General features: G+C 37.8%; 17 protein-coding genes. 9 read left to right on the top strand and 8 right to left on the bottom strand.

Features of this window, described 5'->3' with window-relative positions; translation table 11 throughout:
• Positions 1–37: 37 nt before the first annotated feature.
• Positions 38–904: a polysaccharide deacetylase family protein gene (locus D9O48_RS03890; protein ID WP_126970755.1), complete on the bottom strand. Its 867-nt coding sequence runs from the start codon at positions 902–904 to the stop codon at positions 38–40.
• Between the two features lie 72 nt (positions 905–976).
• On the opposite strand from D9O48_RS03890, the gene D9O48_RS03885 reads away from it, so the two are divergent.
• From D9O48_RS03885 to D9O48_RS03875, 3 genes are all read left to right on the top strand, one after another.
• Positions 977–1,624 carry a J domain-containing protein gene (locus D9O48_RS03885; protein WP_126970753.1) on the top strand — a complete coding sequence of 216 codons (648 nt, stop codon included), beginning with the start codon at positions 977–979 and terminating at the stop codon, positions 1,622–1,624.
• 28 nt (positions 1,625–1,652) lie between these two features.
• Positions 1,653–3,533, top strand: a complete 1,881-nt coding sequence (locus tag D9O48_RS03880; protein WP_126970751.1) for an ABC-F family ATP-binding cassette domain-containing protein — start codon at positions 1,653–1,655, stop codon at positions 3,531–3,533.
• A gap of 81 nt (positions 3,534–3,614) precedes the next feature.
• A complete protein-coding gene (locus tag D9O48_RS03875) occupies positions 3,615–5,099 on the top strand; it encodes a M28 family peptidase (protein ID WP_126970749.1) in 1,485 nt (494 codons plus the stop codon).
• Between the two features lie 94 nt (positions 5,100–5,193).
• On the opposite strand, the gene D9O48_RS03870 is transcribed toward D9O48_RS03875, so the two are convergent.
• Positions 5,194–6,138: a class I SAM-dependent methyltransferase gene (locus D9O48_RS03870; protein WP_126970747.1), complete on the bottom strand. Its 945-nt coding sequence runs from the start codon at positions 6,136–6,138 to the stop codon at positions 5,194–5,196.
• 113 nt (positions 6,139–6,251) lie between these two features.
• On the opposite strand from D9O48_RS03870, the gene D9O48_RS03865 reads away from it, so the two are divergent.
• Positions 6,252–7,223 carry a hypothetical protein gene (locus D9O48_RS03865; protein WP_126970745.1) on the top strand — a complete coding sequence of 324 codons (972 nt, stop codon included), beginning with the start codon at positions 6,252–6,254 and terminating at the stop codon, positions 7,221–7,223.
• Between the two features lie 45 nt (positions 7,224–7,268).
• On the opposite strand, the gene D9O48_RS03860 is transcribed toward D9O48_RS03865, so the two are convergent.
• Positions 7,269–7,991 carry a DUF4197 domain-containing protein gene (locus D9O48_RS03860; RefSeq protein ID WP_126970743.1) on the bottom strand — a complete coding sequence of 241 codons (723 nt, stop codon included), beginning with the start codon at positions 7,989–7,991 and terminating at the stop codon, positions 7,269–7,271.
• A gap of 12 nt (positions 7,992–8,003) precedes the next feature.
• Positions 8,004–8,450 carry an acyl-CoA thioesterase gene (locus D9O48_RS03855; protein WP_126970741.1) on the bottom strand — a complete coding sequence of 149 codons (447 nt, stop codon included), beginning with the start codon at positions 8,448–8,450 and terminating at the stop codon, positions 8,004–8,006.
• A 114-nt stretch (positions 8,451–8,564) separates the two neighbouring features.
• Here D9O48_RS03855 and D9O48_RS03850 point away from each other — a divergent pair, with 114 nt between their 5' ends.
• A complete protein-coding gene (locus D9O48_RS03850) occupies positions 8,565–9,275 on the top strand; it encodes an FKBP-type peptidyl-prolyl cis-trans isomerase (RefSeq protein WP_126970739.1) in 711 nt (236 codons plus the stop codon).
• Positions 9,276–9,286: 11 nt separating this feature from the next.
• A complete protein-coding gene (locus D9O48_RS03845) occupies positions 9,287–9,712 on the top strand; it encodes an FKBP-type peptidyl-prolyl cis-trans isomerase (protein ID WP_233589171.1) in 426 nt (141 codons plus the stop codon).
• 85 nt (positions 9,713–9,797) lie between these two features.
• Here the strand turns inward: D9O48_RS03845 and glgP are convergent, their stop codons facing one another.
• The 3 genes from glgP to D9O48_RS03830 all read right to left on the bottom strand — a co-directional run bounded on the left by glgP (position 9,798) and on the right by D9O48_RS03830 (position 13,013).
• A complete protein-coding gene (gene glgP, locus D9O48_RS03840; protein ID WP_126970735.1) occupies positions 9,798–11,450 on the bottom strand; it encodes an alpha-glucan family phosphorylase in 1,653 nt (550 codons plus the stop codon).
• Between the two features lie 308 nt (positions 11,451–11,758).
• Positions 11,759–12,385, bottom strand: a complete 627-nt coding sequence (locus D9O48_RS03835; RefSeq protein WP_126970733.1) for a Crp/Fnr family transcriptional regulator — start codon at positions 12,383–12,385, stop codon at positions 11,759–11,761.
• Positions 12,386–12,398: 13 nt separating this feature from the next.
• Positions 12,399–13,013, bottom strand: a complete 615-nt coding sequence (locus D9O48_RS03830) for a Crp/Fnr family transcriptional regulator (protein ID WP_126970731.1) — start codon at positions 13,011–13,013, stop codon at positions 12,399–12,401.
• Between the two features lie 273 nt (positions 13,014–13,286).
• Between D9O48_RS03830 and D9O48_RS03825 the strand changes: the two genes are divergently transcribed.
• The 3 genes from D9O48_RS03825 to D9O48_RS03815 all read left to right on the top strand — a co-directional run bounded on the left by D9O48_RS03825 (position 13,287) and on the right by D9O48_RS03815 (position 15,776).
• Complete coding sequence (locus tag D9O48_RS03825) at positions 13,287–14,522, top strand: isocitrate dehydrogenase (NADP(+)) (protein WP_126970729.1); 1,236 nt, start codon at positions 13,287–13,289, stop codon at positions 14,520–14,522.
• Between the two features lie 246 nt (positions 14,523–14,768).
• A complete protein-coding gene (locus tag D9O48_RS03820) occupies positions 14,769–15,041 on the top strand; it encodes an acylphosphatase (RefSeq protein ID WP_126970867.1) in 273 nt (90 codons plus the stop codon).
• 6 nt (positions 15,042–15,047) lie between these two features.
• Positions 15,048–15,776 carry a 3-keto-disaccharide hydrolase gene (locus D9O48_RS03815; RefSeq protein WP_126970727.1) on the top strand — a complete coding sequence of 243 codons (729 nt, stop codon included), beginning with the start codon at positions 15,048–15,050 and terminating at the stop codon, positions 15,774–15,776.
• 85 nt (positions 15,777–15,861) lie between these two features.
• Here the strand turns inward: D9O48_RS03815 and D9O48_RS03810 are convergent, their stop codons facing one another.
• Complete coding sequence (locus tag D9O48_RS03810; protein WP_126970725.1) at positions 15,862–17,091, bottom strand: peroxiredoxin family protein; 1,230 nt, start codon at positions 17,089–17,091, stop codon at positions 15,862–15,864.
• Between the last annotated feature and the right edge of the window lie 42 nt (positions 17,092–17,133).

The following is a 17,133-nucleotide window of genomic DNA, read 5'->3' as shown; positions in this document are numbered from 1 at the left end:
ATGACATTACATTGATTCATTCCGTTGCACCTGGTGGTTAAAAACTTTTTTTCATTTGCCCCACCAATGTTTTTCCGCTTAATGTACCGGGAACAATGATTCTCCGGATACTGTACAAAGGATACTGAGAATCACGTTTATCCGCTAATTGGTATGCAGATTTCATACCTAATTTCTCTAATTTAGGTAAAACATCCGGACTCCACAAACCAAATGGAAACGCAAAATGCACAACGGGTTTTCCTGTGATGTTTTCCAGTGTTTTAGCAGCCCGGGTAATTTGAATATCCCAGTCTTTTTCTTCAAATTTTTTAACATTTTTATGATCCCAGGTATGCAGTTGCACATCATGGCCGGCATCTGCTAATGCTTTAATCTGAGCTTTTGACATAAACCGTTCTTTTCCGATCGGCACTGTCATCATAAAAAACACCCCTTTAAATCCATATTTATCCAACAAGGGTAATCCGTTAGTGTATTGGTTTAAATTCGTATCATCAAAGGTAATCATTACAGCTTTTTCAGGCAGCGGCTGATTAAACTCGAGATAATTCATTAAATCTTCAATCACGATACTTTGATATCCGCTATCTTTTAGCGCCTTCATTTGTTGTTCGAAAACATTTACCGGAACAATATATGGTTTAGCACTAGCCTGATCACTAGGCAAATAATCGCGAATATGATGATAACACAAGATCGGAATTTCTTTTTTTGCCAGTATTTCCTGCACATTGTTACGCACCGTTTTTTTCACGGTATCTGTCAATTTCTCTATGATTTCCATACGCTCCGCTGCTACTACGTTTTCAGGGGTATTGGCATTGGAATACTGGCAGCTAAAAAAACTGCAACTAACTGCTACTAAAATTAATTTGAAAGGATTAGCGCGTACCATGAACATGTCTGAATATTTATTGTCAAAATTGTATGTATTTTTTCAAACGAAAAAAAGATTCCTTGTAAATTCGTAAGAATGGAAGTGAAAGATTACTATAGTATTCTGGGTATCCCTTCAAATGCATCGGCCACGATGATTAAGAAAGCTTACCACAAAATGGCGCTGGCTACACATCCGGATAAACACCCCGACAATCCGAATGCCATTGCTGACTTTCAACTGATCCATGAAGCGTATACCGTTTTATCTACTCCTTCATTAAAACAAGCTTATTTGTCGCAAAGATGGTTTTTTAAAAGCCAGCATTACGCGTTTCATGAACCTCAACACACTCCGGATGCGATTTTATCCCATCTGATTAAATTATCGGAAGAATACCGCTATAAAAACATTTATCAGATCGATTACGACCGTCTTTCCGAACACCTGCAGACGGCTCTTTCCAACACAATGTTTCCCAATCTCAAAGCGCCTGCATACGAAAAGTTCCAGGATGCTTTCTCTAAAACGTTTTTTACCCTGGCAGAATTGCTTCCTTATAAAAATTCTGCTCCTCTCATTACAAAAGTCATTGACCTTTTACCGGAAGAAGCTGCCTCCCGGGCTACATTGAAACATCTTCTGAACGAAAAAAGAAAAGAAGCGTTGTGGAGCAGGTATAAATACCTCTTTGTTTTCGTGATGGTAGTTTTTTTCCTTCTTTGGATGTTGTTTTCTAGATAGCATCCCTCCCGTCGTGTATATTTGCAGTATGCATTATTTATCTGTTGAAGCACTGTCTAAATCTTATGGCGTAAAACCTTTATTTGAAAACCTGAGTTTTCATATTAATGAAGGTGATAAAATTGCGCTGATTGCCCGTAACGGAAGCGGTAAATCGACCCTGCTGAAAATTTTAGCCCGGCAGGAAACGGCCGATAATGGTAAAGTGTGGGTACATAAAGACGTAACGGTTGCACTGTTTGAACAAGAACCTCAATTTATTGAACATCGCTCTATTTTAGATAATATCTTCTTTCACGATCATCCGGTTATTAAAGCTATCAAACAATACGAAAGTATCAGCGAGTCGGGGGATGCAGAAAAAATATCCGAGGCAATTGCATTCATGGATGAAATGAACGCCTGGGACTTTGACGCAAAAGTAAAGCAGATACTAGGAAAACTAAATATCAGTCACCTCGACCAGCCGGTAGGCAGTTTATCGGGTGGACAAAGAAAAAGAGTGGCGCTGGCAAAAACACTGATCGATATCGGATTTGAACATAAACATGTACTACTGATCATGGACGAGCCAACCAACCACCTGGACGTGGAAATGGTAGAATGGCTGGAACATTATCTCAATCAGGAACATGTTACGCTCTTACTCGTTACACACGACCGTTATTTTCTCGACAATGTTTGTGAGGAAATATGGGAAATTGACAATAGTCAACTTTATATCTACAAAGGAGATTACGAAAATTATTTAGAAAAGAAAGCGGCGAGAGTAGAAAGCGAAATGGCCTCGATTGATAAAGCACGCAATACCTATCGCAAAGAGCTGGAATGGATGCGGAAACAACCGAAAGCCCGTACTACCAAATCAAAAAGCAGACAGGATGCCTTTTACACCATAGAAGCCAAAGCCAAACAAAAAATTGAAGACCAGCAGTTACAACTGCAAATGAAAATGAACCGGTTGGGTGGAAAAATTGCCGAGCTGAAGAAAGTGTATAAAAGTTATGGTGAAAAAGCCATTTTGAAAGGATTTGATTATACTTTCAAAAAAGGTGAACGCGTAGGTGTTGTAGGAAAAAATGGTGCCGGCAAATCAACCTTTATTAATATACTGCAAGGGATGGAGCCGGCTGATTCGGGAAAAATCAATATTGGTGAAACCGTCATTTTTGGTAATTTTTCACAATCCGGCCTCCATATCAAAGAAGATATGCGCGTGATTGAGTTTGTAAAGGATATCGCAGAAAGCTTTCCGCTGGCCAGTGGCGGTTCGCTGAGCGCTTCCCAGTTTCTGACCTTATTTTTGTTTCCTCCCGAAGCACAATACACTTATATCAGTAAACTGAGCGGTGGCGAAAAAAGAAGATTACACCTGCTCTCCATACTCTTCAGAAATCCTAACTTTTTGATTCTTGATGAGCCTACCAACGATTTAGACCTTCCTACTTTGTCAGTATTGGAAAACTTTCTTTTCGACTTTCAGGGCTGTTTGATTGTAATCAGCCATGATAGATATTTTATGGACAGACTGGTAGATCACCTTTTTGTATTTGAAGGGGACGGTGAAATCATTGACTATCCGGGTAACTATACGCAGTACAGAATCTGGAAAAAAGAAAAAGAAGAGAAAGTTGTTGAACAACAAAAAGAGGTAATCGTGAAAGAAGCTGTGAAAACAGCTCCGGTAGAGAAAAAAAGAATGGGTTTTAAGGAAAAAAGAGAATTTGAACTCTTGGGTAAGGAAATAGAAGCATTAACCACTGAAAAGTCTACAATAGAACAAGACTTAGGAAACGGGAGTCTCCCATTCGATAAACTACAGGAATTATCACTCAGAATTCAAACAATAAATGAGCTTTTAGATGATAAAGAACTGAGATGGTTAGAATTAAGCGAATTGGGAGAATAATGCCTCCTGCATAAAAAATATGATAAGCGGAGATTAAATCTAAAAATTAGCTTGTAAATTAGAGCAGAAAATTTGTTTAGAATGAAGAAATCTACATTATTACTTGCGCTTTCCCTGGCAGCATTTCAAGCTACGGAAGCACAGAAAAAAATTCCTAATCCCACGAAGTATGGTAAAACCATTACTGCGGAGGAGTTAAAAACACACTTATATATTGTTGCCGGTGCTGAAATGGAAGGTCGTATGACCGGTTCTGATGGCGAAAAAAAGGCAGCAGCTTATTTAGTTTCCCAATTTAAATCTTACGGTTTACAACCAGGTAACAACGGTTCTTATTTCCAACCCTACCACGTTTATAGCGATTCAGTAGCAAAAGTTGGATTAAGTGTAAACGGCGTAAACTTAGACAATGAAATCAATGGTAACTTAACCGGTTACACAGTTGCTTTCAAATCAGCTGATTTAATTTACTTAGGTGAAGGCGATGCTGAAAAAGTAAAAGACATTAACGTAAGAGGAAGAATCGTTTTAATTACTCCTAAAGCAGAAGCTCCGGCTGCAAACGGTCAACGCCGTATGCCTGCTTATTTAAGAGTAGCAGAAGATGCTAAAGCAAAAGGTGCAATTGCAGTTTTAGTAGCAACTGAAGAATTCAAGAAAGAAAACGTACAGGTTTCAAGAGTTTCCGGAAATGCTTACAAACGCATGTACACCGCTAACTCATTCCAGATTTCTAACAAAGCTGCTGCTGCTATCTTAGGCACCAGTGACTTTGCAAGTGCAAAACTTGGAGTTGTTGCTGCAAGAACCGATTTAAACCAGACGATCGAAAACAAAGCCGTTGTAACTAATAACGTATTAGCTATTTTAGAAGGCTCTGATAAAAAAGATGAATACGTTTTCGTTACTGCTCACTACGATCATGATGGTAAAGTAGGTGATGTTATCTGGTATGGCGCTGATGACGATGGTTCAGGTACCGTTACTTTGTTAGAATTAGCGCAGGCTTTTGCGCAGGCTAAAGCTGAAGGTAAAGGACCTCGCCGCTCTATCGTATTTATGGCAGTTTCTGGTGAAGAAAGAGGTTTGTTAGGTTCTGCTTATTACGGAGCTAACCCTGTTTATCCATTGGAAAAAACAACAATCGACTTAAACATCGATATGATCGGTAGAAGAGACCCTGATTACAAAGGAGATTCAACTAACTATATCTATGTAGTAGGTGATGATAAAATCTCTTCTGAATCAAGAGGAATCAGCGAAGCAAACAATAAAAAATATACAAAATTAGAGTTAGACTATAAATTCAACGATCCAAAAGATCCAATGCAAATTTATTATCGTTCTGACCACTATAACTTTGCTAAATACGGTGTACCTATCATTTTCTATTTTAGTGGTTTACACCCTGATTACCACCGTCCTACTGATACTCCTGATAAAATTGATTATGTACAAATGGCTAAGCGTGCACAATTAATTTTCTACACTGCATGGGAAGTGGCTAACAGAAATGAAATGCTTAAACGCGACACTCCTTTAGATCCTTCTACAAACAGAAGATAATCTGATCGAAATATTTTTACATAAAAAAGGTTCTATCATATGATAGAACCTTTTTTAATTTCGTACTCTTCCACTCTTCCTTCTTAATTACTATTTATTTAATTATTCTATAGCACCATCTGAATAACTTACCCTGAAAATCAAAAGGTGTGGTAGCACCTGTAATATTTTTGATTTGTTTAGCTTCAATGGCGGCTTCGTTTAATACAAACTGCCGGAAGTTGTTACTGAAATATAACACTCCATCGGGTTTCATACTCCTTAATACCTTATTGATTAACTCTACGTGGTCACGTTGAATATCGAGAAAATCTTTCATTCTTTTACTGTTACTAAAGGTAGGAGGATCCATCACTACCAGATCAAAATGATTTGACGGTAATGTATCCAGGTATTGTTTTACATCAGCATGAATAAAAAAATGTTTTTTATCATCATACAACTCATTGATCTGAAAATTAATTTCACTCCAGTTCAAATAGGTTTTAGACAAATCAACTGAAGTTACCGTACGTGCATTTCCATCAGCAGCATACACTGAAAAAGATGATGTATAACTAAACAGATTGAGTACATGTTTATCAGCCGCTTCCTTCCTTACCATATCCCGCGTAATACGATGGTCAAGAAACAAACCAGTGTCTAAATAATCAGTCAGATTTACCCTGAAACGCAGTTCGCCCTCTTTCACCTGAAAAAACTCCTCTTCATGCCCTACACGCTGATATTGCCCTAAACGGCCGGCTTTTCTCTGACGTTGTTTAATATAAATTTTGTCTTGCGGAATACCAATAATTTCTTCCATCACCAACAAACATTCATCCAGCCAGTCTTCGTGCTCTTCTTCTGTTAAAAGATGACGGCGCTTATATTCGGCCAGATAAATTTTATCCTCATAAATTTCAATGCAAAAAGGAAATTCGGGTAAATCATGATCATATACCCGGTAACAGGTAACACCTTGTTTACGGGCAATTTTGTTAACATGCTTGAAGACCTTTGTCAACCGGTTTTTAAACATTAATAACTTATCGCTCATAATGCGAAGATACAGTTATACAGGTAAATTTATACATCGAGAATTTGCTATGGCAATGAAGTTATTTTTCTTTTTTATATCTTCATTTTCTTTTTTTAACACATACTTCTGAAATGTTCAAAGTTTTTATTGCTTCGGTTTTGTTACTGGGTTTTACCCAGGCTGTGTCTGGTCAGGAATCTATCCCATTTTATGCTAACTGGAAAAAAGGAGATTCGTTTGAATATGAAATTTCCAAAGTGAATCAATCGGTATGGAAAACCGCCTCTACCTCAAGCCATGACTCAATCAGTTATAAGGCAAAACTTACAGTAATCGAATCAACTCCATTGAATTATAAATTATGCTGGATAGTACCCGCCAACCTGAGCACCTTACCACTCATAGAATCCACTCTGCCTGCTGCTGCTTTGAAAAATATCCGTACGGCTGATTTAGCAGACTCTATTCAAATTATTTATACGACCGACAAACACGGTGCTATTGCAGAAATTGTAAACTGGCAGGAAATAATAAAGAAAACGCCGGTACTTTATCAAAAAGCTTTAGCACTGCTAAAAAATACCCACGGTTCTGCTTTTGAAATTGAAAGGGAAAATTTAAAGGATTTTTCGAACATGATTGTATCCGAATCGGATGTATATGAATTATTCAATGATCAAATCAGTATGGTGCACATGTTTTATGGCTCAGCCTTAAAGCCTGATGAAACGGTAGATCTCAATGAAGCTGAACTTTATCATTTGCTCAACGACGAACCAGTTAAAGGACATGGTGCATTCTATATCGACAGTTTAAATAAACAAACCGGCTTTGCAAGATTAAACTACCATTTAAGAGCAGATGAAGAAGAATTGATGTTGTTCTTCGAAGAGCATATCGATCAACAAATAACGGATCCTGATAATTTACTGAAGGGAAAGTATGACCCGGCAAAAGCTACTCTATCAAACGATATAGTAACTGAAATAAATACCCGGGCAGGTATTGTTATCAATCTGACATTCACCAGAAGTATGTTTCTCATTTATAAAAATGATTCATTTAAAGCTGAAAAAAAAATATCCTTTAAACTTCTCCAATAAAAAACGCCCTCCGATTGAGTCGGAGGGCGTTTAAATTCATTTGTTTTATTTGCCAAAAACAGATTTCAATAAATCGGTGACTCTTGCCGCCGGATTCTTTCTGATTTCTTTCTCTTCCTGTGCTACCTGGTAAAATACCCCATCCAATGCTTTTTCGGTTACATATCCGGATAAATCCGTATTTAACTTATTAAAACTGGTAGGCAACTTATTATAGGCAGTGGTTAAACTCGTCCAATGTTTGGTTGCTCCGGTATTTTCCAGTGCTTTATCGATAATAGGCTTAAATGCTTTGGTCAATTCAGCTGTTGTTGCTCCTTTCAGGTAGGCGGTTGCAGCGGTATCTCCACCATTCAGAATTTGTACACCATCTTTTACGCTCATGCCTTTAATAGCATTTACGAAAATCGGCGCAGCACTTTTTGCTGCATCTTCTGCAGCTCTGTTCATCGAAAGAATGGCATCATCCACCAGATGTCCCATTCCTATTTTTTGCAAAGCCGCTTCTACTTTCTGTGCCTCAGGTGGTAAAAGTATTTTAACTGCTGCATTTTTGAAAAACCCGTCAGCTACCGAAAGTTTTTGAGTACCTTTTTCAGCACCGATCGTTAAAGCTTCCTTTAACGCAGCAACAATGTTGTTTTGCTGGCCTTTATCGCCGTCTTTCGAAGCAACGGCTTCCTGTGCTTTTTTCAATAATCCGGATTGGGCCTGTGTACCTGTAGCTACCAGTAAACTGGCAGAAATAAATAAGTAATGTAGTTTCATTGGATATAATTATTATTTTTCGTTCCACTCAAAAGCTTCATTTTTAGGCATCTTATCGAATACCGCAATGGCTTCTGCCGGTGGAATGGCTAATTTTCTCTGGCGAACATCCATCCATGCACCATCTAACGTAATAATCGCCGCCAGCGTATCTCCGTTTTTATAAATTTCGTGCTGAAGTGTCCATCTGGAATGATCTCGTCTTGATTTCAGGATTTTTACATTGATTTCCACCTGGTCGTCCATTCTGATTTCACGTCTGAAAACACATTCTTCTCTGAAAATAATAGGGCCAATTCCCAGTTTCATCATAGAACCCGTCGTTAATCCGTTTTCGCTCAGATACTGCATTCTCAAAGCTGCCCCCCAATCATAATAAACCGAATGCCTCACATGAAAATTGGGGTCTAAATCTGCCCATCTAACATTTACCAATTGCTTGTAAATACTTGATTCCATACATGAAAAATAATCATTTATTAGCAAGAAACTGATAAAGGGACGTTAAATTGCAGCCGTAAACTGATACAATTTCATACCGAACCAATTATATTTACAAATAAAATCTCTTGCATGAAAAATTTCGTATTACTGATAGTGGGGCTATGTATGTTTACCGTTAGTCAGGCTCAAAAGAAGTCAGGTTCAAAAAAGAATAAAAAAACACAAACCGTTGAAATACCACAACTTAAAAACCGGGTGGATTCTTTCAGTTATGCCGTAGGTATCAGCATTGCAGGATTCTATAAAGCACAAGGAGTAGATTCTATTGATATTAATTCAGTAGTAATGGCTTTGAATGATACAAAAGCAACTGCCACTAAATTAACTGAAGAAGAAGCTAATGCCGCATTGATGGGATATATCAATGATATGAAGGCTGAAAAGTCTAAGGCAAATAAACAAAAAGGAACAGATTTCTTAGAAAAGAATAAAGCTAATCCGAATGTAAAAGTGACTGAGTCTGGTTTACAATATGAAGTAATTGTAGCCGGTACCGGAGAAAAACCAACCATCAGTGATAAAGTAAAAGTACACTATATCGGAACACTGGTAGATGGTAAAGAATTTGATAACTCACATAAAAGAGGGCAACCTTTGGATTTACGGGTAAACGGTGTAATTAAAGGTTGGACTGAAGCTTTGCTGATGATGCCTAAAGGTTCGAAATGGAAAATTTACATTCCAAGTGAATTGGGTTATGGCGACCAACAGGCCGGTCAGGATATATTGCCCGGATCAGCGCTGGTATTTGAAATTGAATTAATAGATATCGTACGTTAAAAATAAAAATGATGAGTTTATTCCAACAAAAAAAACTGGAACGCCTGCAGGCAAACAAAGAGCAGGGGCAACAGTTCTTATCTGAAAATGCAAAACGTGAAGGTGTTATCACTTTACCGAGTGGTTTGCAATATGAAGTAGTGAAGATGGGTGAAGGCAGCAAGCCGGTTATTACCGACAAAGTAAAAGTACATTATAAAGGTACTTTGATTGACGGAAAGGAGTTTGATTCATCATATAAAAGAGGTACTCCGCTTGAATTCAGAGTAAATGGCGTTATTAAAGGCTGGGTGGAAGCATTGCTGTTAATGCCGGCAGGAAGTATCTGGAAACTATATATGCCCAGTGAATTAGCCTATGGCGATCAGCAGGCCGGGCCGTTGATTACGCCGGGTTCAACACTGGTATTTGATGTAGAGTTGTTAGAGGTAAAATAATTTAAGAATGGAGAATTAAAAATGGGCAGGGATGTTGTTTATAATAACCTTCCACTCTTCATTTTTAATTCTCCATTTTTCATTTCTATACGTACATCAATTTATAATATTGATCAGCCATTCTTCCTGCATCAAAAGAGAAACGCACATCTCTCATACCATTGTAAACAATATTTCTCCAGGTATCATAATCATTGTAATACATTGGTAAAATCTCTTCATTCAGGATCTTGTACATATTGTCTAAATCAAACTGATCCTGTTCTTCTACGCTCATGTGTTCATAAGCTGCCATCGGTGCAACGAAACCGTTATTACCATGGTTAACGAATTCCGGGATCCAACCATCATTGGTAGAAAAGTTAACAGCTCCGTTCATTGAGGCAGTCATACCACTGGTACCGGATGCTTCGCGTGGTACACGTGGGTTATTCAACCAGATATCTGCAGCTTGTTTCAAACGTTTTGAAAGCGTGAGCTCATATCCGATCAGCACTGCAACATTTTTATATTGTTTACTAAGGTGTACCAGACTGTTGAATTCGTCTATAGCCGGATAATCCATTGGGTAAGGTTTACCAGCCCAGATAATTTGTACAGGGTATTTAGTATTAGTAATTAATTCTTCAAATCGCTGACGGTCTCTTGTAATTAAATTGGCGCGTTTATAGCCTGCAAAACGTCTTGCCCAAACGATTGTCAGTACCTGCGGGTCAAATTGTTTACCGGTTTGATCGGCTACAATTTCGAATGCCCTTTTTTTCAGGAAATTTTTTCTGTCATCGTAGGCTACATCATTATTATCATCTAATGCACGATAAATCTGCTTATCACTCCAATACGACCAGTTTTGCGCATTGGTAATGGAAATAATTTCGCAGATATCACTGTATTTATTCCACATTTTTCTTGACACTTCACCGTGCAGGCGCGATACACCATTAGCGCGTTTAGCTAAACGGAGTGCTGCTAAAGAGTGATTAAACTGGTCATCAGGCATACCCGTTAGCTGACGAACTTCATCAATACTTAAACCACAGAAATAACTCATTTTGTGACATAAAGCTATATCGTGTTTTTCGTTACCTGCTTCTTCGGGTGTATGAGTAGTAAATACCAAACGTTTTTTAACATCTGCAACATTACCATATTTTTTAAAGAGGTAAAAAGCAGAAGAAATACCATGAGCTTCATTCAAATGGTAAAAGTCCGGATTAAAATTCAACTCATCAATCAACTTAGCTCCTCCCACACCTAATAAAATGAACTGCGCTACTTTGGTAGCAACATTTGCATCATATAAGCGATGGGTAATTGTTTGAGATACATAATCGTTTTCAGGAAGATCAGTACTCAACAAAAACAATGGAGCTGTATTGTAAGTAGTAGGCGGCAGATAAAGTGCCTTTACCCAAACGGGATGATCGTGAATTAAGATTTGAAACTTAATACCGGTATCTTCCAGAAAACTATAATTTTTTTCCATCCAGGTAACCTGCAGCGTCTGATCCTGGTTACGGGCCTGGTCATAATAACCATACTTCCATAAAATACCAACACCAATTAAATTCTGGCGCAACTCATAAGCACTTCTTAAATGAGAGCCGGCTAAAAAACCGAGTCCGCCACTATAAATTTTTAACGGTTGATGCACAGCAAACTCCATAGAGAAGTAAGCAACTTTCTTAGTATACTGTTCATTCACTGCAAAAGGCACACTATAATTTCTAAAACTCATAGGTTCGCAATAATTTTTATAAAATACAAATGTGTATTTAGTACACATTAATGTACAATATTAAAGGATTTATTTCAAATAATCTAACATCTGCCCTATCAAAATAGCAAAAAACACAAATTAAGGTAACGTCAGATCATCCGAACAAGTTACATCATTGAAGAAGTTTCACCAACAAAAAATCGTTAACAACGATAATCTTGTTTTCAGCTAACACCTGATTCTGCAGAAGTTTTATCATTAATTGAACTAAAAAAGGCTGCACTTTATTGTAAAGGCAGCCTTTGTTTTTAGATTCCCCATTTAAATCAGCTAATATTATTTTTATATAACCTCTTTCCTTTCAGTAAATGTTTGAGTCTGCTGAAAGTTTCGGGTTTTACGCCGAGGTAAGAAGCTATATATTTTTGTGGTACCCGTTGAATGATATCCGGATGGTGTTTTAGAAAGTGCATAAAATACTCTCTGGAGCTCAGTGCTCTTTTTTTATAGATGCGGCTTTCTCTGTGTTTTAATAGTAGCATCAGGATATTTGTTCCCAATCGTTCCCACCGGTCTGAGCTGGCCAGCAGACGTTGTAATTGTTGATGAGAGATTGAAATAATGGTGGTTTTCTCAACAGCTTCTATTACTATTTCTGAAGCACTTTGCTCATGAAAAGAACGATCACTTTGAATAAAATGCCCTTCCTGTGCAATTTGTAGTGTACAATCCAATCCATCCACTTCAATATACTTTCTGACAATTCCCTGGATCACCATATTGAGGTGTTGGTCAACTTCACCGACATTCAATATTTTTTCTTTTCTGTTAAAGCTGCGCAGTTCAAGAAAACCGATTAAGAACTGTACTTCTTCTCTGGTAACATCCATATAACGTTGCAGGTAATTATAGATGTAGTCACCGATTTCATGAAGTGATTTTCTGATTGGCATGGCACAAGGTTGATTAGATTACAGGGTGATTGTTATTAACTTCAAAGTTTTGTTTATGAGCAGACAGGGAGGTCTTGAGCCTGCTGAATGTTTCGGGTTGAATATTCAGATAAGAAGCCAGGATTTTTTGAGGTACCCGGTTAATCAATTGAGGTTGTGATTCAAGAAACCTGGCCATCCTGTCGCGTAATGCATACTTCACCTGTTCCAACTCGTACTCTTCACTTTTTAGTAACATGAGTGTTAATAATTTACGCGACAAACGTTGTATTCCGGGATGCTTGTCATATAATTCTAAAAATCTTTTTTTGGAAATAGATAAGGTAGTTGTTGGTTCCAGCGTTTCTAATTGATAACGAGTTGGTTGATCGCTAAACACTGTTACATCAGCACAAATAATTTCACCTTCCTGCGCCAGTTGAATAGTTATATCTTCTTCATCTTTTTTACAGAACTTCCTGATAACTCCTTTAGTAATAAAATGCAGGTACTCTTCATACTGGTCTTCTATGTTCAACTTCTCATACCGGCCATATGAACGCACTTCACAAATCTTATGCAGATGATAATGTTCCTCTTCACTAATACTAGAAATTTTATCGATGAACGTTTCGAGTAGTATATACATGATATTAGTTTTGGTCTTTATTCTTAAACATCCCTTTCCACTCTTCGTACTATCTTTTTTGTAGATTTTTTTATTGGTGATAATAATTTTTAGTACTATCTTTCTAACTTGTTCTGCCTCAGAACAATTACTTTAAGACCTTATTATGCACATTTTTATGAGGGTGATAACCGAAAGCTGTCAAACCGAACCAATCGGCTCAAAATAGTAACGTTGTTCTTTTTAATGATTTAACGTAGGTTTGCACTCTTCATAGTTAAACATTTACTGTACATGGCAAAAAAAATCAAAGTAGCCAATCCCGTAGTAGAGTTGGATGGCGATGAAATGACCAGGATTATCTGGAAGTTTATTAAAGACAAATTAATTCTTCCTTACTTAGAATTGGACATTAAGTACTATGACTTAGGAATGGAGCACAGAGATGCTACTAATGACCAGGTAACGATCGACGCTGCTAATGCAATCAAACAATATGGTGTAGGTATCAAATGTGCTACAATTACACCTGATGAAGCCAGAGTAAAAGAGTTCAGCCTTAAACAAATGTGGAAATCGCCTAACGGAACCATCCGCAACATTCTTGATGGTACTGTATTCCGTGAGCCGATTGTTATCAAAAATATTCCACGTCTTGTCACCAACTGGACTGCCCCTATTATTGTTGGCAGACACGCATTCGGTGACCAATACCGTGCAACAGATACTATCATAAAAGGTAAAGGTAAATTAACCATGACCTTTACTCCTGAAGATGGCGGAGAAGCTCAAACTTTTGAAGTATACAACTTCAACGGTGACGGTGTTGCATTAACAATGTATAATACAGACGAGAGTATCAAGGGTTTTGCCAGAAGCTGTTTTAATATGGCTTTAAGCAAAAAATGGCCTTTATACCTGTCTACCAAAAATACTATCTTAAAGAAGTATGACGGCCGCTTTAAAGATATCTTCCAGGACATCTTTGAAAACGAATTCAAAACTCAATTCGAAACTGCCGGTATTACTTATGAGCACCGTTTAATCGATGACATGGTAGCTTCTGCTTTAAAATGGAATGGCAATTTCGTTTGGGCTTGTAAAAACTATGACGGAGACGTGCAATCGGATACTGTAGCACAAGGCTTCGGTTCTTTAGGTTTAATGACATCTGTATTAATTACTCCTGATGGAAAAACTTTAGAAGCTGAAGCTGCTCACGGAACTGTAACACGTCACTACCGCGAACATCAGAAGGGTAATCCTACTTCTACTAACCCTATAGCCTCTATTTTCGCCTGGACGCGCGGCTTAGCCTTCCGAGGTAAGTTAGACGGTAACGATGAGTTAATCAAGTTTGCAAATGCTTTGGAAGAAGTTTGTATCGAAACCGTTGAAAGCGGTAAAATGACAAAAGACCTGGCTGTTTGCGTTCATGGTAATAAAGTGAAACATGGCGACCATTTCCTTTATACCGAAGAATTCTTGGAAGCTATTGATTCGAACTTAAAAGCTAAATTAGGCTTATAGTTCTTTATCATATTTTTTTAAAACAGGCTGCGTTTCGTAGCCTGTTTTTTTTAGCAGGTTATCAACGTTAAAGTACTATACTTGAAAATTGAAAGAGCAACTAATCCTTTCATTACTAATAAAGTTACCAAAGGCAATTACACAGACCTGATTAGCTACGTTTTCAATTTTCAACTTTCAATTTTACATCCGCTTAATTCATTCATCCTATATAGAAAACTCATTCTTTTTTATTATCTTCAACTCATGCAGAAAACTATCGAGATTATAGTGAGCGGGCTCGTTCAGGGGGTGATGTACAGAAAGCACACCACTGAAAAAGCACTATCCCTTGATTTAAAAGGCTGGGTTAAAAATCTATCTGACGGCACGGTAATTTTACATGCCACCGGAACAGAAGATCAATTAAATTTGTTGATAGAATGGTGTAAAGAAGGATCTCCAAAAGCAGTTGTAGATAATCTTGTAGTAAAAGAGATTCCGTTGGAAACATTCTCAACTTTTCAAACTATTAAATAAGCACTGATGAAATATGTATTTCTGGCTGTTTGCACATTAACAGCGTCTTCTTTATTCGCTCAGGAAAGAAATGGCGATCCTAAATTAACCGAATCATGGAAACCCGTTCCTCCGGTGGTAAACACACAAGCAGCCGTTCCCGGAGATGCCATCATTTTATTCGACGGAAAAAATATGAACGGCTGGAAACACAAAGACGGTTCCGCTGTTAAATGGGATGTGAAAGACGGTATATTAACTGTTAAAGGTGGTACCGGTGAAATTATCAGTCAGCAATCATTCGGCGATTGCCAGTTACATATTGAATGGAGAACGCCTGCTACCGTAAAAGGCGAAGGCCAGGGCAGAGGTAACAGTGGCATTTTTTTAATGAGTACGTACGAGTTACAGGTACTGGACTCCTATAATAATACTACTTACAGTAACGGCCAGGCCGGTAGTATTTATAAACAAACGCCTCCGTTGGTAAATGCTTCAAAAGGACCCGGTGAATGGCAAACTTATGATATCATTTTTACCGCTCCACGCTTTAACGATCAGGGTATGTTAAAATCTCCTGCTACTATTACCGTATTGCACAACGGCGTGCTGGTTCAAAACAATACCACCATCTGGGGTAGTACACAATATATCGGATTGCCCGACAATATTAAACATGCTGATAAATTACCATTGATTTTACAAGATCATGGAGATCCGGTAAGTTTTAGAAATATCTGGATAAGAAACTTATAAAAATGGAGAATTGAAAATTGAAAATGGAAAGTGTAATAAGTCATCTTTCATTATTTTAAAGAAACCTAACTACGCAGACACGTTTTCAATTTTCAACCACATTTAACAATTTCTCCAAAGTAGTTTTAAATTGCTTTACATACTGATCATAGAAGCCTTCAGTTCCGGGGCCTGAAAAACCGGTATGTATTTCTACTATCTGTTTGTTTTTATTCAGAAAAAGAGTGGTCGGAAAAGTTTGGATATCCGACATCTGCGGTAATGTTTTTTTCGTTCTTTCTTCATCAGCAATACCCACTCCTGTAATCAATACCGGATACTTTACATCAAACCGTTCTATTACCCTCTTTAAAGATCGTTGAGACCGTTCAAAATCGGTAGATAATTCATATGCCAATCCAATAATTTCTACTCCTTTTGATGCATACTTCCCATAGATCTCACTTAAAAACTTCGTTTCATCCATACAGTTCGGGCACCATGAACCCATTATCTGAAGTACAATCAGCTTATCTGCAAACCTCCGATCTGATAAACTTACCAGTTCTCCATTTACATCCCTGAATGAAAATTGAACAGGTGCATCTGATAAAATAACAGGTGTTACTTCCGTCACATCAATAGTAGCTGCAGGATTCTTTTTTGCCACCCACGAATCAACTCTTGTACTTCCAATATAAAACCTGCCGTCTACAATAGAATCCGCATCAATAGTAGCTTCAAAAAAATAAAGCAACCCACCGTCAAATGTTGAAAGCAATAATCGATTTCCGGTAACAATACCCTCTAAAAACCTAAAATCACCGGTAGCAGTAACAAAAGAACCTGTCAGCTCGTTTCCTTTTTGTTTGAATGTAGCCACTGCGGGTCGGCTTACTCCGGCTGCTGTACTGATCGACGCTTGCCATAAGCCTGTTATATTCACCGTAGCTTTACCATCTACCGCCGAAAAACGTTTTTTGATAGCAGGAATCGCCTCGAACTTTAGTGTATTCACAGAGTCATAAGTCCACTTCTCCCATACGCCCTGCATCACTCCTTCCGATGTAATACTAGCCTTAAAAGACGATTCGTAAAAAGGCATTTGAAAATATACCGAGTCTGCTTTTACCATTACTTCATCAATGACTATCTTTTCGTCACCATTTTTTATCGCTATTACAGGCTTTCCGTTCTTTTTAGAGATATCAAAATTAAAATAAACAGGTACCGCATCATTTCTAATAACAGCTCCCCGCCACGGTCCCGTACACAACTGTGCAGAAACACTTCCTACCCATACGATCAATACTAATGCTGAAATGATTTGTTTCATATAAAAAATAGGAATTAATTGTACAATTAATTCCTACAAATT

This window comes from Gynurincola endophyticus, assembly GCF_003991195.1.
Taxonomy (GTDB): Bacteria; Bacteroidota; Bacteroidia; order Chitinophagales; family Chitinophagaceae; genus Gynurincola; species Gynurincola endophyticus.
This window is presented reverse-complemented; position numbering and strand designations above follow the sequence as displayed.